Below are 18981 nucleotides of genomic sequence, written 5' to 3'. Positions count from 1 at the left end.
CGGGACGCCGCGTTGTCGTGGGGGTGGCCCCGTGTCGCGCGTCGTTCCGCTTCACCCGATAGTGATCTTGACCTCGCTCGAACTCCTGTTCGAGGATTGCCCCATGACAACAACCACCCCCATCCACCCCTCCCGGCCGCTCCGGCTACCCGTCACGCGGCGTCCGCACCGGTCGAGACCTGCTCTTCGAGCCGCGCGCGGCCCGTGACACCGCCCGCGTCGCCCGCCGGCCCGCCCACCCGTCGGAGCACCGCCCACCGCCCTGACCGACCGGTGGACCCAGCGCGTTCACCCTTCGCCCGACCACTGTCCGACCGATTGCCTGAGCACAGGCTGAAGGCGCGGCGGGGCCCAGTCCCCACCACGCAGAATGAGGAGGTGTCCACTGCTGCCAGGGTGTTGGTGATCGAAGACGCGGAAGCCATCGCTGCCGCGGTGAGTTCAGCCTTGCGCGACGCGGGCTACCAGGTCCAGGTCCGTCCGGACGGCCGGGACCTGGAAGGTGAGCTGACCCGGTTCCGACCGGACCTGGTGGTGCTCGACGTGATGCTGCCGGGCCGGGACGGGTTCGCCCTGCTCGACGTCATCCGGCGGACCAGCGCGGCGGGCGTGGTCATGCTGACGGCCCGCGACGGTGTGTCGGACCGGCTGCGCGGGCTCGACGGCGGCGCGGACGACTACGTGGTGAAGCCGTTCGTGCTGGCGGAGCTGGTGGCACGGGTCAGCGCGGTGCTCCGCAGGCTGGGGCGGACGACGTCGACCGTGCAGATCGGCGACCTGGTCGTGGACGCCGACTCGGCGGTGGTGCTGCGCGGGGGCGTGTCCGTGGAGCTGACCGCGACCGAGTTGCGGCTGCTGCGCTACCTGGCCGCCCAGCGCGGGCGGGTGGTCGGCAAGACCCAGATCCTGACCGCCGTGTGGGGTTACGAGGACTACGACCCGAATCTGGTGGAGGTACACGTCAGCGCGCTGCGCCGGAAGCTGGAGGAGCACGGCCCCCGGCTGCTGCACACCGTGCGGGGCCTGGGGTACGTGTTGCGGGCGGAGGACTCGTGAGCCTGCGCACCGTCTCCCTGCGACGCCGGGTCACCTTCTCCGCGATCGGTGTGCTCGGTGTCGTGCTGGTCGGGCTGGTGCTGGTGGTGGACGCGATGTTCGCTGCCCAGTCCCAGCGTGATGTGGAGACGGCGCTGTTCGAGAAGTCCCGCGCCGCGCACTCGTTGGTCAAGCAGCGGGTGCGCGGGGTGGAACTGGTGAACCGGTTGGAGAACCGGGGCGTGCAGGTGCGGTTGGTGATGCCGGACGGCACGGTGTTCGGCCACCTGCCGAACGACGGCGTGAGCCACAAGGTCACCCGCGACCTGGCGGACGGGTCGACCATCACGCTCTACGCCGAGTCGTCCGTGATCACGGTGGCGCAGGCCCGGCTGCGCCGGTTGCTGCTGCTGGTCGGGTTCGGCTCGCTGGCCGTGACGGCGGTGGCGATGGTGTGGGTGGTGCGGCGGGCGCTGGCCCCGTTGGACGCGATGACGACGCTGGCCCGGTCCATCGCGCGCGGCGGACGGGGTCACCGCCTCAGTCCCACGAGGACGGACAACGAACTCGGCCGGACGGCGGCGGCGTTCGACGACATGCTCGACTCATTGGAGGGATCGGAGGAACGAACCAAGAAATTCGTCGCGGACGCGGCGCACGAGCTGAGAACCCCGATCGCGGGGGTGCAGGCGGTGTCCGAGGCGTTGGTGCAGACCGGCAGCGCCGAGGAGCGTGAGCGCCTCAACCTGCTGCTGGTGCGGGAAGCCCGGCGAGCCGGGCGGCTGGTGGACGACCTGCTGGCGCTGGCGCGGATCGACGCCGGCCTGGAACTGCACCGGGAACGGGTGGACCTGCTGGCGTTGGCGGAAGCGGAGGTGAGCCGTACTCGGCTGCTCGCACCCGAGTTCGACATCGCCGCCGAAGGGACGTCGGCGTACGTGTCGGGCGATCCCCAACGCTTGGCGCAGGTGCTGGCGAACCTGGCCGACAACGCCCGACAGGCCACGGGCCCGTCCGGTCGGGTGCGGTTGCGGGTGTCGACCGTCGGCAGCTACGCGCGGTTGGTGGTCGCCGACAACGGGCCCGGTGTGCCACCGGACGAGCGAGACCGCATCTTCGACCGTCTGGTGCGCTTGGACGAGGCACGCGACCGCCGCTCCGGCGGTTCGGGTCTCGGCCTGCCCATCGCGCGCGGCGTGGTCCGAGCCCACGGCGGCGAGCTGTCCTGCGTGGAGCCGGTCGATCCGGGTGCGGCCTTCCAGGTCAGGATTCCACTGGCGGACGAGGGCACGGGCACGCTCGCCGGTTGAGTGGCCGACCTTGTCCGGGCAACACGTGTCCGGGCAACACGTGGCGGGCTGACGCGTGGCGGGCTTACGCGTGGCAGGGCGACGCGTGGCAGGGCGACGCGTGGCAGGGCGACGCGTGGCAGGGCGACGCGTGGCAGGGCGACATGCGTCGCGGCGACACGTGGCGGGTGCGCGATGTCCGCGCGATCTCGGAGTGATGCCGGCAGGCAGCGTCCGAGTGCGGGAGCGGGAGCATCCGAGTGTGGGAGTGTGGGAGCGGGGTGCGCGGTCAGGACTCCCTGGGTGGGGTCACCTTCTTGACGTAGAGCAGGCGATCGCCCGCTTCCACCGCGTCGGCTTCCGGGGCGTCCACCCGGTAGAGGGTGCCTGCCCGGACCACGCCCAACACGATGTCCGGCAGGTGGCGGGGAGAGCCGCCGACCTCGGACGGCTCGACGTCGCGTTCCGCGATCGCCAGGCCGGCGTCCGGGGTGAGCAGGTCCTCGACCATGTCCACCACCGACGGGGTCGCGGTGGCCATGCCGAGCAGCCGGCCCGCCGTCTCGCTCGACACCACGACCGAGTCCGCGCCGGACTGGCGGAGGAGGTGCTCGTTCTCGCGTTCCCGCACCGAGGCCACGATCTGGGCCTTGGGCGCCAGTTCGCGCGCGGTGAGGGTGACCAGGACGGCCGTGTCGTCGCGGTTGGCCGCCACGACGATGGCTCGGGCCCTGGGCACGCCCGCCACCCGGAGGACGTCGTTGCTGGTCCCTGACCCGTGCACGGTGACCAGGCCGATCGAGGACGCCGCGTCCAGGGCCGACTGGGACGTGTCGACCACGACGATGGAGCCGGGCTCCATGTCGTCGCCGAGCAGGGCGCTCACCGCGGACCTGCCCTTGGTCCCGTACCCGACGACGACCACGTGGTCCCGCACCTTGGTCCTCCACTTCTGGATGCGCAGCGCCTGCCGCGAGCGTTCGGTGAGCACTTCGAGGGTGGTGCCGACCAGCACGATCAGGAACAACACCCGGAGGGGGGTGATCACCAGGACGTTGACCAGCCGGGCCGACGAGCTGGCGGGCGTGATGTCGCCGTAGCCGGTCGTGGACAGCGACACCGTCGCGTAGTAGAAGGCGTCCAGGAACGACAGGCCGTCCTCGTTGACGTCACGATAGCCGTCGCGGTCGAAGTAGACGATCAGCACGGCGGCCATCAGGGCGGCCAGCGCGCCGATCACCCGCTTCATGATCGCCCGGACCGGGCTCTGGACGGTGTCCGGCATCCTGATCACGCCGACGAGGGAGTGGCCCGGCCGTTCGCTGAGCGGCTCGCCCTGGTGGAATCGGCGGATCATGACAGCCTCTCCGGGAGTAGCCGCCACAGGCGGGCGGCGGCCTCGGCGCCGCGGAGCAGCAGCGGCACGACGACGCGCTCGTTGGGCGCGTGGATGTGATCATCCGGCAACGTCGCGCCCAGGTACACGACCGGCACGCCGAGCCGGTCGTGCAGGATTGCCGCCGGGCCGCTGCCGCCCGTCCGGCTGAAGCGGACCGGCTGGTCGAACGCGGCCTCCACCGCGTCCTTCAGCGCGCCGACGGCCGGGTGCGCCACGTCCGCCGCGTAGGGCGGTGCGCCGTCGCCGAGCGGGATGACCTCCGCGTGCAGGCCGGGCGGCGTGTGGGCGGCGACGAACTCGCGCAGCGCCTCCGCCACCTGCTCCGGGCGTTGGTTCGGCACGAGGCGGAACGACAGCTTCACCGACGCGTCGGCCGGGACGATCGTCTTCAGGCCGGGGCCGGTGTAGCCGCCGTGGATGCCGTTGACCTCGGCGGTCGGGCGCACCCACACGCGTGCCAGCGTGGACCAGCCCTCCTCGCCGGACACGGCCTGCGCGCCACCGGAGTTCGCGAGCCACACGTCCTCGTCGAACGGGAGGGCGGCGTAGTCGGCGCGTTCGGCGGCGGAGGGTTCCACGACGTCCGTGTAGAAGTCGCGCAGCCGCACCCGGCCCCGGTCGTCGTGCAGGGCGGCGACGAGGCGTGCGATCGCCGTCGCCGGGTTCGGCACGCCGCCGCCCGCGCGGCCCGAGTGCACGTCCGAGGTGCCACCGGTGAACACGACCTCTGCGCCGTAGACACCGCGTTGGCCGGTGCAGATCGTCGGCGCGTCCCGCGCGTACAGCGGCGTGTCGGTGAACACCACCAGGTCGCAGGCGAGGTCGGCGCGGTGGTCGTCGAGCAGGGGGACGAGGTGGGGCGAGCCGGATTCCTCCTCGCCCTCGACGAACAGCTTGATCGTCACCGCGGGGTTGGCGGCGGCGCGGGCCGCGAGGTGCGCCTTGACGCCGAGCAGGTGCATCGCGACCTGGCCCTTGTCGTCGCTCGCGCCGCGCCCGAACAGCTCCTCGCCGACCAGCGTCGGCTCGAACGGCGGGTGGCGCCAGCGCTCGACCGGGTCGACCGGCTGCACGTCGTGGTGCCCGTAGACCAGCACGGTCGGCGCCTCGGGGTCCTCGGCGGGCCAGCACGCGTACACGGCGGGCAGCGCCGGGCCGGCGTCCCAGACCTGGACCTCGGGCCAGCCGTCGCGGCGGAGCGCGTCCGCCAGCCACTGGGCTGATTCGCGCACGTCACCGCGGTGCGCGGGGTCGACGCCGATGGACGGGATGGCCAACCACTCGCGCAGGTCCGACAGAAAGTCGTCGGCCAGCGCGGCGACGGCCGCGCGCTCGGGATGTTCAGGATTTTCCGGATCACCACTCACGGTGCGGGAGGATAACCCTGGAGAAGCCGGTGGGCGGGCGACATGACAGGGTGAACCCCATGGAACCCACTCGTTCCCGTTCCTGGTCGGCGCTGGCGCTGGCCGGACTGCTCGGCGCGGCGGGCGTCACGCACTTCGCCAAGCCGGGACCGTACGACGCGATCGTGCCGCGATCGCTGCCGGGCAAGCCTCGGAGCTGGACCTACGCCTCGGGTGTCGCGGAGGTGGCGTTGGCCGCGGCGGTGGCCGCACCCCGCACCCGCGGTCTCGGCGCGTTGTTGGCGGCGGGTTTCTTCGCCGCGGTGTTCCCCGCGAACGTGAAGATGGCTTACGACCACCGGGCGAGGTCGTCCCCGACGAAGGCCCTCGCGTACGGCAGGCTCCCCCTCCAACTGCCGCTGGTCCTCTGGGCGCTGCGCGTCCGCCGTACGGCCCTCTGATAACTCTGGGCGTTGGGTTCGATACCCAGCGCACCCGAGGTCTGTCCTTGTCACCGCAACCAGCCCTAGGATGCCCGAGTGCAACCGCTCCTCCACCATGCCGCGTCGGCACTCGGTTGGCGCGGCATCGTCGTACCCGACGTCGCCGTGCTCGGCCACCAGGTGTCGGCCGTCGTGCGGGTCCGTGCCGACGTGCACGACTGGCGCACGGCGAACGGCTGGCCGCCGCAGGCGGACCCGTCGTGGTTCCGTTCCTGGTTCGAACCGGCCGCGCACGACCGCCTGCCCGTACCGGCCGTGGAACTGGTCGGCGTGCTGGTGGGCGAGTCGACGGTGGACCGCGCGTTGCAGTCGTGCGGCACCCTGATGACCCTCGCGCCGTGCTCGGTGGTGCTGCCCGCGCCGCAGGGCGACCGGCCGTGGCCGCTGATCGAGTTGGACTACTACGGCATCGGCGTGGTGGCCGTGGACGAGGCGGGCGCGGCGGAACTCGTCGTGCCGCCGGAGGACCGTTCGACGGAGTTCGGGCCCTCGCTGTTCGGCCGCTGGTTGTTGGAAGTCCTCTACGACCGCGTGCTCAGGGAAGTGCCTGCCCACGCGCGCGTGAACAGCTAGCCCGACGGCTCGACCGGCGCGGGTGCGCCCCTGTTCGGGGACGGCGCCCTGATCAGGGACGGTGCCCTGGCCGGCTCAGCGCTCCGGTCAGGACGGCACGGAGCGGATCAGCGCGCGGAGGCCGTCCGCGTCCAGCAGGTCCGCCGGGCGCAGCGTGTGGTCGTGCCGGACGTAGTGGAACGCCGCGCGCACCCGTTCCACCGGTGTCCTCGTCAGCGCCGCCCACGCCAGCCGGTAGGCCGCGAGCTGCACCGACAAGGCGGGCAGCCGCTCCTCGTCCGGCACCGCGCCGGTCTTCCAGTCGACCACCGTCCAGCCGCCGTCGGCGTCGGCGAACACCGCGTCCATGCGCCCGCGGACGGACAGTCCCTCGATCTCCGCCTCGAACGGCACTTCGACGTCGTGCGGTGTCCGGTCCGCCCACTCGCTGGCCAGGAACGCCTCCTGGAGGCGGGTGAGGTCGCTGTCCGGCGCGGCGCCCTCGTCGGCCGCGCCGGGCAGCTCGTCCAGGTCGAGGAGCCGGCTCGCGCCGAACCGCTGCTCCAGCCACGTGTGGAACGCGGTGCCGCGCCTGGCCAGCGGGTTCGGGGGGAACGGCAGGGGTCGGCGCAGGCGGCGGGCCAGTTGGTCCGGATCGGCGGCCAGCTCGACCAGTTGGCTCACGGACAGGTGCTCGGGCAGGACGACCCGTTCCCGGCGGTCCGCGGCGGCGGCGCGCTCGGCGAGCAGCACGTCCACGTCCCGCGCCCAGCCTTCGGGGTCGTCGAGGTCGTCGGGTTGCGGGGTGTCGGGCTGCGCGGTGTCGGGCTGTGCGGTGTCGGGCGGCCCTGCGTTCAGCGGGTCCGCGTCGAGAGGCTCCGCGGGTGGTTCTGCGTCGGGAAGCTCCGGGTCGGGCGGCTCGGCGTAGTCCTCCGGGGGCTCGGGCGGGAGGTCGGCGTAGTCGTGGGGCGGCTCCGGGGGGAACTCGTCGTCGGGCTCGGGCGGGAGGTCGTGAGGCGGTTCCGTCGCGGCAGGGTCGGCTGCGACAGGATCTGCTGTGGCAGGGTCGGCTGTGGCAGGGCTCGTCGTGGATGTGTCCGCCCTGGCCGGTTCGGGCTCGGCCAGGTGGCGTTCCAGGGCGGCCAGCACCAGTTCGGCCCCTTCCGCCACGGCCGCCCGGCGCTTGCCCAGCGGATCGGCGGGCCAGTCGGCCGACTTCACCTGCGACGCTAAGGGGTTCGGTTCGTCCTCGGCCGGCGGTGGCGCCCAGTGGGTGATGTCCGCCGGCGGGTGGTCGGCGGCGAGCACCGCGTCCCGCAGTTCGGTGAGGAACGCCGAGGGCCCCTTGGGCTTGTCACCGGTCTCGGCCCACCAGTGGCCGGAGACGAGCAGGCTGTGCTCCGCCCTCGTCAGCGCCACGTAGAGCAGCCGCCGCTCCTCCACGAGCCGCCGGTCCTCGAAGTCGTCCGCATGCCGGTCCAGGGCCTCCTCGACCTCTTTCCGGTTGCCGCCGCCGGGGATGCGCAGCTTGGGCAGGTCTTCGGCGTCGCCCCGCAGGTCCGCGGGCAGCTCGGTGACGGCCTTCAACCAGCAGGACGTCTTCTTCCGGCCGGGGAACACGTCCTTCACCACGTGCGGCACGGCCACGATGTGCCATTCGAGCCCCTTGGCGGAGTGCATGGTGAGGATCTGCACGCGGTTCTCGGCTACCTCGACCTCGCCGGGCTCCAGGCCGTCCTCCGCGTGCTCGGCGGTGTAGAGGTAGTCCAGGAGCGCGGGCAGGGTGGCGGACGGGCTGGCGGCGGCGAAGTCGGCGACCACGTCGGCGAACGCGTCCAGGTGCGCGCGGCCCACGCCGCCCGGCCTGGCCATGGCCTCGATGTCCAGCAGCAGGGTGCGCTCGACGTCGGCGACCAGTTCGGGCAGCGGCTGGTCCAGGCGGCGGCGCAGCGCGGACAGCTCCGCGCCCAGCCGCCGGATGCGGCGGTAGCCCTCGGCGGAGTAGGCGGTCGGATCGCCGGGGTCGTCCAGGGCGTCGGCCAGGCCCGCTTGTTCGGCGTGTTCACCGGGCAGGGCGTCGGCGATGACGGCCAACGGGTTGTCCACCACCGACTGGCGGCTGGGCGCGCCCGCCAGTTCGCGGGCGCGTTGCCACAGCGCCGCGAGGTCGACGGCGGCCACCCGCCAGCGCGATCCCGTCAGGAGCCGCGCCGCCGCCGTCCCCGCCAGCGGGTCGACCAGGACGCGCAGGGCGCTCGTCAGGTCGCGGACCTCGGGCTCGTCCAGCAGGCCGCCCAGGCCGACGACTTCGACGGGCAGGCCGCGTTCGCGCAGCACCGCGGCGATGCCGGCCATGTCGGCGCGCCTGCGCACCAGCACCGCCGCGGTCGGCGGCTCGTCGCTGGTGTCCAGGTGGTCCTCCCACTGCGCGGCGACGGTGTCGGCCACCCAGTCCAGTTCGGCGCGGATGTCGCTGAACAGCCCGAGCCGGACGTCACCCGGTCCCGCGCCGGGCCGCGCGCGCAGTTCGTCGACGTCCAAGCCGGCCGCGCGGAGGGGCGCCGACACGGCGTTCGCCAGGGCGAGCACCTCGGGCGGGTTGCGGAAGCTGGTGAGCAGGCCGTACTTGCGGGCGGGCGGGAAGTCGTGGACGAACCGGGGCAGGTTGGCCGCCGACGCGCCGCGCCAGCCGTAGATGGCCTGCGCCGGGTCGCCCACGGACGTCACGGACATCGGCTCGCCGCGGCCGAACAAAGACCTGAGCAGCACGCGCTGCGCGTGGCCGGTGTCCTGGTACTCGTCCAGCAGGACCGCGCCGTACCGTTCCCGCTCGCCGCGCATGACCTCGGGGTGGTCGCCGGCGAGGCGTGCGGCCAGCGCCATCTGGTCGGCGAAGTCCATCGCCGCCTCGCGGCGCTTGCGCGCCTGGTACGCCTCCAGGAGCGGGAGCAGGTTCACGCGCAGTCGTTGGGCGTTGACGATGTCCTTCAGCTTCTCCGGCAGCGCGTCGCGTTGGCGGGGTGCTTTGGGCGCCGACTCGATCACCGTCGTCAGCCACTCGGCGTGCTTGCGCAGGTCGGTCGGCTCGACCAGGTGCTCGCCCAGTTCGCCGGCCAGCGCCAGCAGGTAGCCGGTGATGGTCGCGGGCACCTTGTCGGTGTCGATGTCCTCGGCCCACGTCGACACCACGCGGTGGGCGAGCTGCCACGCCGCCGTCTCGGTGAGCAGTCGCACGCCGGGCTCGACGGGCAGGCGCAGGCCGTGTTCGCCGACCAGGCGACCCGCGTAGGCGTGGTAGGTCAGGATCACCGGTTCGGTGGTGAGGACGGCGGCCCGGCGCTCGCCGCTCGGGTCCAGGCGGTCCAGCAGGGGTGAGCCGCCCAGGCGGCGCAGGCGGGCGCGGACGCGGTCGGACAGCTGGCGCGCGGCCTTGCGGGTGAAGGTGAGGCCGAGCACGCGGTCGGGGGTGACGAAACCGTTCGCGACCAGGTACACGACCCGCGCGGACATGGTCTCCGTCTTGCCCGCGCCCGCACCCGCGACGACCAGGGCCGGCGCGGTGGGCGCGGCGATGACCGCCGCCTGCTCGGGGGTCGGTTTGGGCAGGCCGAGCGCCTCCGCGACCTCGAACGGGCTGGCGAGCTGACCCAGCTCGCCCACCTGCGCTCGACCCTCGTCCGGCACTGCCACGACTCGCATTCTCCGTCTCCGGTCACCCGAACCCGCGGCGACCCGCGGCAACGGACCGGATCACACGACCGGGCGACCCGCCGACCTGCTCTCGGCGGCCCACGACTGTGTCAGAGACGGCCTCGCCACGCCACTCCCGTGGCCCACGCCACTCCCGTCGCACGCCCCACCCACTGACCTACGCCGCTCACACGGGACACACGGTGGATCGCGGCCGCGGATTCGCATCCGATCGAAGGGGTGGTCGTCTTGCGTGGCGCTCCCGTCTTGCGTGGCGCTTCCGACGACCATCCGGGACGTGCGGAGCTTTCTGGCGCGTTGAGTCCGTGCTTTCCCTGCTGTGTTCCTGTTGCGTTGCAGGACGCAGGGAGTTCGAGAGCGGGGTGTGAGGAGGCTGGGCTGATGCCGTGGGGCCGGCTGATGCCGCGCCGGTGGAATGCGGGGTGGAGGTGGAGTTCCTGGGCTCGGCGGCTGACCGCGGGCCAGCCCCGGCTTCCGGCTCCGGCCTCCCGGATCGGGGCTCGGGCCTCCCGGATCGGGGGCGCGCTACTGGCTCACCTGCCTGCCCGACGCGTGCACGGGGCAGGAGGTTCGAGCCGGGCACCGGTCGCAGTCCGGGGATTCCATTGCCGTGTAGGTGGGGCCCACGCTGGAGTTGGCCGCTGCCTGCACGGCCTCCAGCCACGCCCGCACGCCCTGCTCGTCGAGCGGTGCCTGCTCCAGTTCGGTCGCACCCGTCTTCTTGTTCTCCTTCGCCACGTAGAGCAGCCGCGCGCCACCGGGCTCCGTGCCCAACCCCAGGTGGGTGAAGCCGCCGAGCGCGGTCGCCAGCTGGTAGACGGCGAGCTGCGGGTGCTGCCGGGCCTCCTCCTTCGTCACCGGTGACTTGCCGGTCTTCAGGTCGATCACCACCGGACGGCCGTCGCGGTCGGTTTCCAGCCGGTCGACCCTGCCCTTGACGCGCAACCAGGGGCCGCCCTCCTTCTTCGGCACCTCGACCGAGATCTCCTCCTCCACCGCCACCTGCGTCAACTGGCCGCGGCTGGACGCGAGCCAGGCCAGGAACGTGTCGAGCATCCGCTCCACGCGCAGGCGCTCGCGGCGGGAGAACCACGGCGCGCCAGCGTCCACCGCCGACCAGGCTTCCGCGAGCTTGGCGCGCAGCTCCCGCTCGTCGGCCCCGTTCGCGGCGGCCTGGGCCAGGGCGTGGACGAGCGTGCCGGTGATCGACGCCAGCTCGGCCGGGTCCTGGCCGCCGTGCCGCTCCACCACCCAGCGCAGCGGGCACTTCGCCAGCACCTCCACCGTGGACGGTGACACGCTCACCGTGTGCTCCTCCGTCCACAGTGGATCGTCGGTGGTGACCGGGGCCAGGCCGTACCACGAGTCGGGGTGCGCGCCCGGCACGCCCTCCGCCGCCAGCCTGGCCAGTTGGGACGCCGCGCGGGACCTGCGCTCCGCAGGCTCGTCGTCCGAGCACACGACCCGGCGCAGTTCGCCGACCAGTTCGGCCAGGACCAGGCCGCGCTCCGGGGTGTGGGTGGGCCGCTCGGGCTCGTCGGTGGACAACTCCTCCAGCTCGTCCAGGAAGCGGGACGGCTGCTCGTCCTCCCCCCGCACCGCGCTGACCAGCAGCGTCCTCCGCGCCCGGCTGGCGGCCACCAGCAGCAGCCGGCGTTCCTCGGCCAGCAGCGGCGCGATGGCGGAGACCTGCTCGCCCACGCCCGCCAGCACGTCGACCATGCGCTCGACGCCCAGCAGGGAGCCGCGCAGGCGGAGGTCGGGCCAGCTGCCCTCCTGCACTCCCGGCACGGCGACCACCGTCCACTCGCGACCGGCGGCGGCGTGCGCCGTCAGCACCGTCACCGCCTCGCCCACCGGGGCCGACGCGGCCAGCGTGTCGCCGACGATCTCCTGCGCGGCCAGGTAGTCGGCGAAGCCGTCGGCCCCCGCGCCGGGTAGGCGGTCGACGTACTTCGCCGCCGCCTCGAACAGGCCGACCACCGCGTCCAGGTCGCGATCGGCCTGCATCCCCGCCGTGCCGTGCCGCGCCGCCTGGGCGACCCAGCGGCTTTGCAGGCCGGTCGCCTGCCAGAGGTCCCACAGCACCTGCTCCACGCTGTGTCCCTCGGCGATGCCCTTGCGCGCCTTGCGCAGCAGGCCCGCGACGCGCCGCGCGGGCTGCGCCTCCGCGTCCTCCAGCGCCGCCAGGCGGTCCTCGGACTCGATGACCTCGACCAGCAGCTCACCGCTGGGGCGGTCGCGGCCGGCCGCCATCTCCAGCCGGCGCAGGCCCCGGCGCAGCCGCCGCAGCGCCAGCGGGTCGGCCCCGCCGAGCGGCGAGGCCAGCAGCATCGCCGCCGTGTCCTCGTCGAGGGCGCCGGGCGACGCGGCGCACCTCAGCAGGGCCAGGAACGGGGCCACCGCGGGCTGCCTGGCCAGCGGGATCTCGTCGGTCGGGACGGCCACCGGCACGCCCGCCGCCAGCAGGGCGCGTTGCAGCACGGGCAGCGCGCGGGTCGCCGAGCGCGCGATCACCGCCATCTCCGACCACGGCACCTCGTCGATCAGGTGGGCGCGGCGGAGCTGGTCGGCCACCCAGCTCGCCTCCTGCGCCCCGGACGCGAACAGGCGCACCCGGACGGCGCCCGCGCCGGCCACCGGGGTCACCTCCCGAGTCGGCGACGCGCCCGGCAGGCGACCGGCGAGCCTGCCCACGGCCGCGCGGATCTCCGGCGCCATCCGATGCCCCTCGCGCAGCACGACGGTGGGGCCGTCGGCCTCGGCCAGCAGCACCGGGTCCGCGCCGCGGAACGAGAACACCGCCTGGTCCGGGTCGCCCGCCAGGACGAACTCCCGCGCGCCCGCGCCCAGCCGGGAGACCAGCTCGTACTGCACCGGGTCGAGGTGCTGGGCGTCGTCGACCAGCAGGTGGCGGACCCGCGCGCGCTCGGCGGCCAGGACCTCCGGCTCGGTGTCGAGCACCAGCAGCGCGCTCCCGACCAGCTCGGCGGCGTCGAACGACGGCGCGAGGCCCTGCCCGGCCCCGGCCAGCAGGTTGACCTGCTCGTACTGGATGCCGAACAGGCCGGCCGCGACCCACTCGTCCCGCCCGTGCGCCCGACCCAGCTCGACCAGGTCCTCGGGGGCCAGCCCGCGTTCGGTCGCGCGCAGCAGCAGGTCGCGCAGCTCCTGGGCGAAACCGGGCAGCGGCAGGGCGGGGCGCAGCCGCTCCGGCCACCTCGGCGCGCCCATGCTCACGTCACCGGCCAGCAGCTCGCGCACCACCGCGTCCTGCTCGGGGCCGGACAGCAGCCGGGGCGTCGGCTCGCCCGCCCGCACCGCCCGCGCCCGCAGCACGGCGAACGCGTACGAGTGCACGGTGCGGACCAGCGGCTCCCGCGTGGTGGGCAGCACCTCGCCCTCGGCCCGGCCGGTCAGCAACCGGGTGATGTGGGCGCGCATCGCCACCGCCGCCCGCCGGTTCGGCGTGAGCACCAGCACGCTCTCCGGGGCCGCACCGCCGCGCAGCACCCGGTCGGCGACGACCTCGGCCAGCAGCGTCGTCTTGCCCGTGCCGGGGCCGCCCAGCACGCGCAGCGGCCCGCCGGCGTGGTCGAACACCGCCCGTGCGGGCGCGCTCCACTCGCGCCGGGCGCGCTCCTGCCGCGCCCGGCGCACCAGCAACGGCGCGCGGTTGACTGCCACGGGGTGATGGAACCACGCGGCACCGACAACGCCGCGGCGGGCCGCTGAGGGTCCTCTCAGCGGGGGCCGCGCCTTGACAAGGCGAAGTGGTCTAGGCCACTTTGGGTGCGACCGAGTCACGCGGCCCCGCCGCCCGCGCGTGCCTCCCCTGCATGTTGGAGGAACGATGAAACCCTTGCGGCGGTTGACGATCGCACTCACGGCAGGTGTCGCGGCCCTCTCCCTGACCCCGGCCGCGCACGCCGCGCCGGACCCCGTCCCGGCGTCCCCGTACCTCTACCAGTGGGGCGCGAAGCCCAACCCGGCCACGATCATGAGCCAGACCGGCGTGAAGGCGTTCACGCTCGCGTTCGTCCTCTCCGACGGCGGCTGCAACCCCGCCTGGGACGGCACCCGGCCGCTCACCGGCGCGGACGCCACGCTCATCCGGAACATCCGCGCGGCGGGCGGCGAGGTCATCCCCTCGTTCGGCGGCTGGGCGGGCCGCAAGCTCGGCCAGCACTGCTCGTCGGCCGACGCGCTCGCCGCCGCGTACCAGAAGGTGATCGACGCCTACCAGCTCACGGCGATCGACATCGACATCGAGGCCGCCGAGTTCGAGAACGCGACCGTGCAGGACCGCGTCCTGGGCGCGCTGAAGATCGTGAAGCAGAAGAAGCCCGGCGTGCGCACGGTCGTGACCATGCCCACCAACCGGTCCGGCCTGAACACGTGGGGCCGCCGGCTCGTCACGCGCGCCAAGGAACTCGCCGCGCCGGTCGACGTGTGGACGGTGATGCCGTTCAACTTCGGCGGCCCGAGCGACATGGTGGCGGGCACCAAGTCCGCCGTCGACGGCCTGAAGGAGCACGTCAAGACCACGTTCGGCCTGACGGACGACGCCGCGTACCGGCGCAGCGGGCTGTCCTCCATGAACGGCGTCACCGACACCGGGGAAACCGTGAGCACGGCGGACTTCCGCGCCATCCACGACTGGGCGGCGGGCAAGCACCTGGCGCGCTTCACCTTCTGGGCCACCAACCGGGACCGCGGCAACTGCGGCGCCTCGGGCGACAACTGCAGCGGCACCAACCAGGGCACCTACGACTTCACCAAGATCGTGGCCGGCTACACCGGTTGACCTGGAAAGCTGTGCGGGGTGGATGAACAGTTGCACGAGATGGTCCGCGAAGTCGTGCGGTCGATCCCCCGCGGCCGGGTCGCCACCTACGGCGACGTGGCAGACCTCTCCCGCGCCCCGTCGCCGCGGCTGGTCGGCCAGGTCCTGAACCAGGACGGGCACGACCTGCCGTGGCACCGGGTGCTGCGCGCCAACGGCACGTGCGCGCCGCACATCGCCGACGAGCAGCTGCAACGGCTGCGCGAGGAGGGCGTGGTCGCCAAGGACGGCAAGGTCGACCTGCGCGCGTACCGGTGGGAGGAAGCGGTCAAGGAGAAGGAGGAGGAGCCGCCCGGTCTGTGGTGACCCGCGCCTCGACGCGGGCCAGCTCCGCCGCCACCTCCGGGTCGCGGGTCAGCGCGGCGGCGAGCCGCAGCTGCGGCAACGCCTCCCCGTGCCTGCTCTGCCTGCTGAGCGTGCGCCCGAGCAGGAGCCGGGCGTAGCCGTCGGACGGGTCGAGGTCGACCAGGTCCAGCAGCACGCGCTCGGCCCTGCCCAGCGCGGCGGACTGGAAGTGCGCCAGCGCCAGCTCGGTCAGCACGGTGCGGTCGCGGGGCGCGAGCGCCGCGGCCTCGGCGAGGTGGCGCGCGGCGGTGCTCGGGTCGCCCGCGGCGCGGAAGTCGCGGCCGCGGTCCAGCAGCGCGCGGATGTCGGTCATTACAGCTCCTCGTCCGCCGGTCCGATGTGGGGTGCGTGCGCACTGCCCGGCCGGCCTGGAAGTCCGCACGTACCGGACAACATGGTTGAACTATCAACTATTCCCGTGGGCGAGCCGCCACCGGGCGCGGCTCGTCCTCGGCGGCGGGGTCGGGTGGGTGCGATCGAGGCGCGGTCAGGTCGAGGCGGCGGGGGTCACAGCAGTTCGAGGACCTGCGTGGCGGTCCGCTCCAGGCCCACCAGCGACCGCGTGCTCGACGACGGGTGCAGCGCGTGCACCGCGAGGCGGAACAGCGTCGCGCGCAGCACGACCTGCGGCCACTCCGCCAGGTGCGACCACCGCTGGAGCAGCCCCCGGTCCGCACCGCCCCACGACAAGGCGTCCACGACGACGATCGCCGCGCCGTACTCCGCCGGCCGCCAGAACGGCGCGAAGTCGATGATCGCCGGCGCGGCGCCACCCGCGAACAGGACGTTGCCGAACAGGTCGCCGTGCACGACCTGCGGCTTGAGCGCCACCGGCTTGCGGTGCGCGGCCAGCAGCTCGAACAGCCGACCGCCGAGCTCGGCGTCCAGCTCGGCCTCCTCCTCGTCCCAGGCGCACCGGTCGGCCACCGCGAAGACGTCCGCGCGCGCGTCCAGGAAGCGCGGTTTCGGCAGGTCACGCGTTGCCCGGTGCAACCGGACGGCCACCTCGACGACCTCGTCGTGCCGCGGCTCCGCCCGGCCGGAGAGGTACTTGGTGGCCGCCCACCCGCCGACGACGTAGCGGCCGTCGGTGGACCGGAGGGGCCTCCCGACGCGCAGGTTCTCCACGTCGAGCACGTCGAGCGTCTTGGCGACCCACGTCGCCTCGGCGGGCTTGCCCGCCGGCCGGACAGCCGCGTCGCCACAACGCCACACCGGACCGGCGTCGATCAGCTCCGGTTCGGCGTCCCGCGCGCCGAACGCGGCCCGCACGTGCGACGGAGGCGGCTCCGGGGATGGGGTCACGTCGGCACGCTACCTGCCGGAGCGCCGCAGGTGGTGGAGGTTGAGAGGTGTTGGATGGGCGCTGTGTTGGATTGCTGTGTTGAATGGCCGCTGCTCCGCAGACGGCGGGCGAGGCCGCCATCAAGTCGGGCCATCGCGCCTGATTCCCCGCCGATCGAAAAGCGTGATCGGCGGGGAATGAGGCGCGACACCCCGACGGCGGCCTCGCGGCGCGGGAGCGGGGCTCCGCGTGACGAGCCGACGTGGCCTTGACGGACGTGGCGGCTTGGCTGGTGGGGGCTAGTAGGTGGGGAGGCTCGGGTCTACTTCTCGGGCCCAGGCCAGTACGCCGCCGCCCACGTGGACCGCGTCCTTGAAGCCTGCCCGGTGCAGTGCGGCCAGGGCCTCCGCCGAGCGCGCGCCCGACTTGCAGTGCAGCACCACCTGCTTGTCCTGCGGCAGGTCGGCGAACGCCTCGCCGGACAGGATGCGGTCCTTCGGGATCAGCACCGAGCCAGGGATCCGCACGATCTCGAACTCGTGCGGCTCGCGGACGTCCACCAGCAGGAAGTCCTCGCCGGCGTCCTGCTTCTGCTTCAGCTCCAGCGGCGTGATGGTGTTGCCCGCCGCCGCCTGCTGCGCGTCGTCGGACACCACGCCGCAGAACGCCTCGTAGTCGATCAGCTCGGTGATCTTGACGCTCGCCGGGTCCTTGCGGATCTTGATGGTCCGGTAGCTCATCTCCAGGGCGTCGTACACCATGAGGCGACCGAGCAGCGGGTCGCCGATGCCGGTGAGCAGCTTGATCGCCTCGGTGACCATGATCGACCCGATCGACGCGCACAGCACGCCCAGGACGCCGCCCTCGGCGCACGACGGCACCATGCCGGGCGGCGGCGGCTCCGGGTAGAGGTCGCGGTAGTTCAGGCCCTGCCCGTTCGGCGCGTCCTCCCAGAACACGCTGACCTGGCCCTCGAACCGGAAGATCGAACCCCACACGTACGGCTTGCCCAGCAGCACCGCCGCGTCGTTGACGAGGTAGCGGGTGGCGAAGTTGTCCGTGCCGTCCAGGATCAGGTCGTAGTCGCGGAAGACGTCGAGCACGTTCTCCGAGGTCAGGTGCACCTGGTGCAGCACGACCTTCACGAACGGGTTGATCTCGGCCACCGAGTCGCGGGCCGACTCCGCCTTCGGCTTGCCCACGTCGGACTGCCCGTGGATGACCTGCCGCTGGAGGTTCGACTCGTCGACCACGTCGAAGTCGACGATCCCGAGCGTGCCCACCCCGGCCGCCGCCAGGTAGAGCAGCGCCGGCGAGCCGAGGCCACCCGCGCCGACCACCAGGACCTTCGCGTTCTTCAACCGCTTCTGCCCGTCAACCCCGACATCCGGGATGATCAGGTGCCGGCTGTACCGCGCGACTTCTTCCTTGGTCAGCTCCGCTGCGGGCTCCACGAGCGGCGGAAGCGCCATCTGATCCTCCTCGACGAGACATGTCCCCTACCGACGGACAACACCAGCCTGCTCCACCGTCTTCCGCGATGGGAAGCCGTCCCAGAGCGTGGACGCGTGCGTCCCAGGATGCCGCACGCGGCGGCACGGGCGCGCTACCGGGGCGCGACGGGGAACGCGTTGGCCGTGCAGACCTTGCCGTCGGCCGGCACGACACCGCGGTTGGAGGCGTCCACCTCGTTCAGCTGCGCCACGTAGTCGTTGGACACGCCGAACGTCTGCTGCATCATCACCGGCGCCGGCCGGCCGCTCTCCGCGCAGCCCTCGTGCCGGTTGTCCAGCGCGTGCCCGACCTCGTGGTTGATCGCGTAGGCCCGGTAGCTCGACAGGTCGTTGCTGAACGCCTTGGCGCCGCGCACCCACCGCGCCACGTTGATGATCACCCGCTTGGTGGCCTGGTGCCAGCACGAGCTCTCGTACTGGATCTGGAACCCGCACAGCTTGTGCGTGGTCTCCGTGGACGTCAGGCTGACCGTGAAGTCCACCGGCGTGGTGCCGTCCACCCGCTGCATCGCCACCTGGCCGGTGCCGATCCAGCTCCGCGGGTCGGCCAGGAAGCCGTCGACGGTCCGCGCGAACGAGTCCCGGTCGCCGCCGAACTCCGCGGGGTCGATCCCGCCCTCGATCGCGATCGCGTACTTGAACACCCTGCCCTGGCCGACCTGGGCCGTGGTGCCGGGTACGACCTCCCACATGCCCAGGCCGTGCTCGGTGTACTTGGGCCCGTCGGGCAGCACGGCGGTGGGGATGTCGACCAGGTTCGCCTTCGCCGGCGGCGTCTCGCTGGCGACGGGCGGACCGGAGGGCACCGGCGCCGGGGACTGGGCGGCCACGCCGCCGCTCTCCGGGTCGCGCCGCGCGGGCGTCGCGGTGTCCAGCGCCACCAGCGCGGTCAGCACCAGCAGCACGGGCACGGCGTAGATCCGCCACCCGTAGTCGCTGACCAGGCCGCGCACGCCCCGGCCGCGCTTGCGCCGGGGTCGGCCGACCGGCTCCCACGACGCCGCCAGCGGCTCGGCGCCGGTCCGGCGGGCGCCCCGGCGGTAGCGGTCGTCGTCGGGCGGGGCGGCCGGCCGGGCACCCGAGGAAGGCGCCGCCTCGCGCCCGTCCTGTGATGTCCGGTTCACGGCGACCAGGGTGCCACAACGGCACGCGCCGG

Annotated in this window: 15 protein-coding genes; 7 read left to right on the top strand and 8 right to left on the bottom strand. The window is 73.3% G+C overall.

The features are described 5' to 3' along the window. Window positions 1-378: 378 nt before the first annotated feature. From C8E97_RS06130 to C8E97_RS33960, 3 genes are read left to right on the top strand one after another with little or no spacing between them, the layout of a single operon-like run. Complete coding sequence (locus C8E97_RS06130; RefSeq protein WP_121002452.1) at window positions 379-1056, top strand: response regulator transcription factor; 678 nt, start codon at window positions 379-381, stop codon at window positions 1054-1056. Continuing rightward, a complete protein-coding gene (locus C8E97_RS06125; protein WP_121002450.1) occupies window positions 1053-2345 on the top strand; it encodes a sensor histidine kinase in 1293 nt (430 codons plus the stop codon). The genes C8E97_RS06130 and C8E97_RS06125 overlap by 4 nt, the downstream gene beginning before the upstream one ends. Further along, window positions 2342-2542 (top strand): hypothetical protein, encoded by a 201-nt coding sequence (locus tag C8E97_RS33960; protein WP_147455002.1) that lies wholly within the window; start codon window positions 2342-2344, stop codon window positions 2540-2542. Before C8E97_RS06125 ends, C8E97_RS33960 begins: the two co-directional genes overlap by 4 nt. Window positions 2543-2613: 71 nt before the next feature. Here the strand turns inward: C8E97_RS33960 and C8E97_RS06120 are convergent, their stop codons facing one another. Then, on the bottom strand, window positions 2614-3681 hold the full coding sequence (locus tag C8E97_RS06120; protein ID WP_121002448.1) for a potassium channel family protein: 1068 nt from the start codon (window positions 3679-3681) through the stop codon (window positions 2614-2616). Continuing rightward, window positions 3678-5090, bottom strand: a complete 1413-nt coding sequence (locus C8E97_RS06115) for a M20/M25/M40 family metallo-hydrolase (RefSeq protein WP_121002446.1) — start codon at window positions 5088-5090, stop codon at window positions 3678-3680. Before C8E97_RS06115 ends, C8E97_RS06120 begins: the two co-directional genes overlap by 4 nt. A gap of 59 nt (window positions 5091-5149) precedes the next feature. Between C8E97_RS06115 and C8E97_RS06110 the strand changes: the two genes are divergently transcribed. Both C8E97_RS06110 and C8E97_RS06105 read left to right on the top strand, forming a co-directional pair. Further along, complete coding sequence (locus C8E97_RS06110; RefSeq protein ID WP_121002444.1) at window positions 5150-5530, top strand: DoxX family protein; 381 nt, start codon at window positions 5150-5152, stop codon at window positions 5528-5530. Window positions 5531-5608: 78 nt separating this feature from the next. Further along, entirely contained in the window at window positions 5609-6145 is a 537-nt protein-coding gene (locus tag C8E97_RS06105; protein WP_121002442.1) for a hypothetical protein, read from the top strand. A gap of 87 nt (window positions 6146-6232) precedes the next feature. On the opposite strand, the gene C8E97_RS06100 is transcribed toward C8E97_RS06105, so the two are convergent. Then, window positions 6233-9823, bottom strand: coding sequence for a UvrD-helicase domain-containing protein (locus C8E97_RS06100; protein ID WP_121002440.1), 3591 nt, complete (start codon window positions 9821-9823; stop codon window positions 6233-6235). Between the two features lie 537 nt (window positions 9824-10360). Further along, window positions 10361-13522 carry an ATP-dependent helicase gene (locus C8E97_RS06095; RefSeq protein WP_246018699.1) on the bottom strand — a complete coding sequence of 1054 codons (3162 nt, stop codon included), beginning with the start codon at window positions 13520-13522 and terminating at the stop codon, window positions 10361-10363. A gap of 166 nt (window positions 13523-13688) precedes the next feature. Between C8E97_RS06095 and C8E97_RS06090 the strand changes: the two genes are divergently transcribed. Next, window positions 13689-14642, top strand: coding sequence for a chitinase (locus C8E97_RS06090; RefSeq protein ID WP_121002438.1), 954 nt, complete (start codon window positions 13689-13691; stop codon window positions 14640-14642). 18 nt (window positions 14643-14660) lie between these two features. Then, complete coding sequence (locus C8E97_RS06085; protein ID WP_121002436.1) at window positions 14661-14987, top strand: MGMT family protein; 327 nt, start codon at window positions 14661-14663, stop codon at window positions 14985-14987. Here the strand turns inward: C8E97_RS06085 and C8E97_RS06080 are convergent. The 4 genes from C8E97_RS06080 to C8E97_RS06065 form a co-directional block, all read right to left on the bottom strand. Beyond that, on the bottom strand, window positions 14950-15339 hold the full coding sequence (locus tag C8E97_RS06080) for a tetratricopeptide repeat protein (protein WP_121002434.1): 390 nt from the start codon (window positions 15337-15339) through the stop codon (window positions 14950-14952). The two genes, C8E97_RS06085 and C8E97_RS06080, sit on opposite strands and share 38 nt — an antisense overlap. A gap of 194 nt (window positions 15340-15533) precedes the next feature. Beyond that, entirely contained in the window at window positions 15534-16331 is a 798-nt protein-coding gene (locus C8E97_RS06075; protein WP_121002432.1) for a TIGR02569 family protein, read from the bottom strand. A gap of 279 nt (window positions 16332-16610) precedes the next feature. Continuing rightward, a complete protein-coding gene (gene moeZ, locus C8E97_RS06070; protein WP_121002430.1) occupies window positions 16611-17783 on the bottom strand; it encodes an adenylyltransferase/sulfurtransferase MoeZ in 1173 nt (390 codons plus the stop codon). Window positions 17784-17917: 134 nt separating this feature from the next. After that, window positions 17918-18949, bottom strand: a complete 1032-nt coding sequence (locus tag C8E97_RS06065; RefSeq protein WP_121002428.1) for a DUF3152 domain-containing protein — start codon at window positions 18947-18949, stop codon at window positions 17918-17920. Between the last annotated feature and the right edge of the window lie 32 nt (window positions 18950-18981).

The organism is Saccharothrix australiensis (genome assembly GCF_003634935.1).
In the GTDB taxonomy this organism is placed as follows: Bacteria; Actinomycetota; Actinomycetes; order Mycobacteriales; family Pseudonocardiaceae; genus Actinosynnema; species Actinosynnema australiense.
Note: the sequence above shows the minus strand (reverse complement) of the source record. Positions and strands in the feature narration are given on the sequence as shown.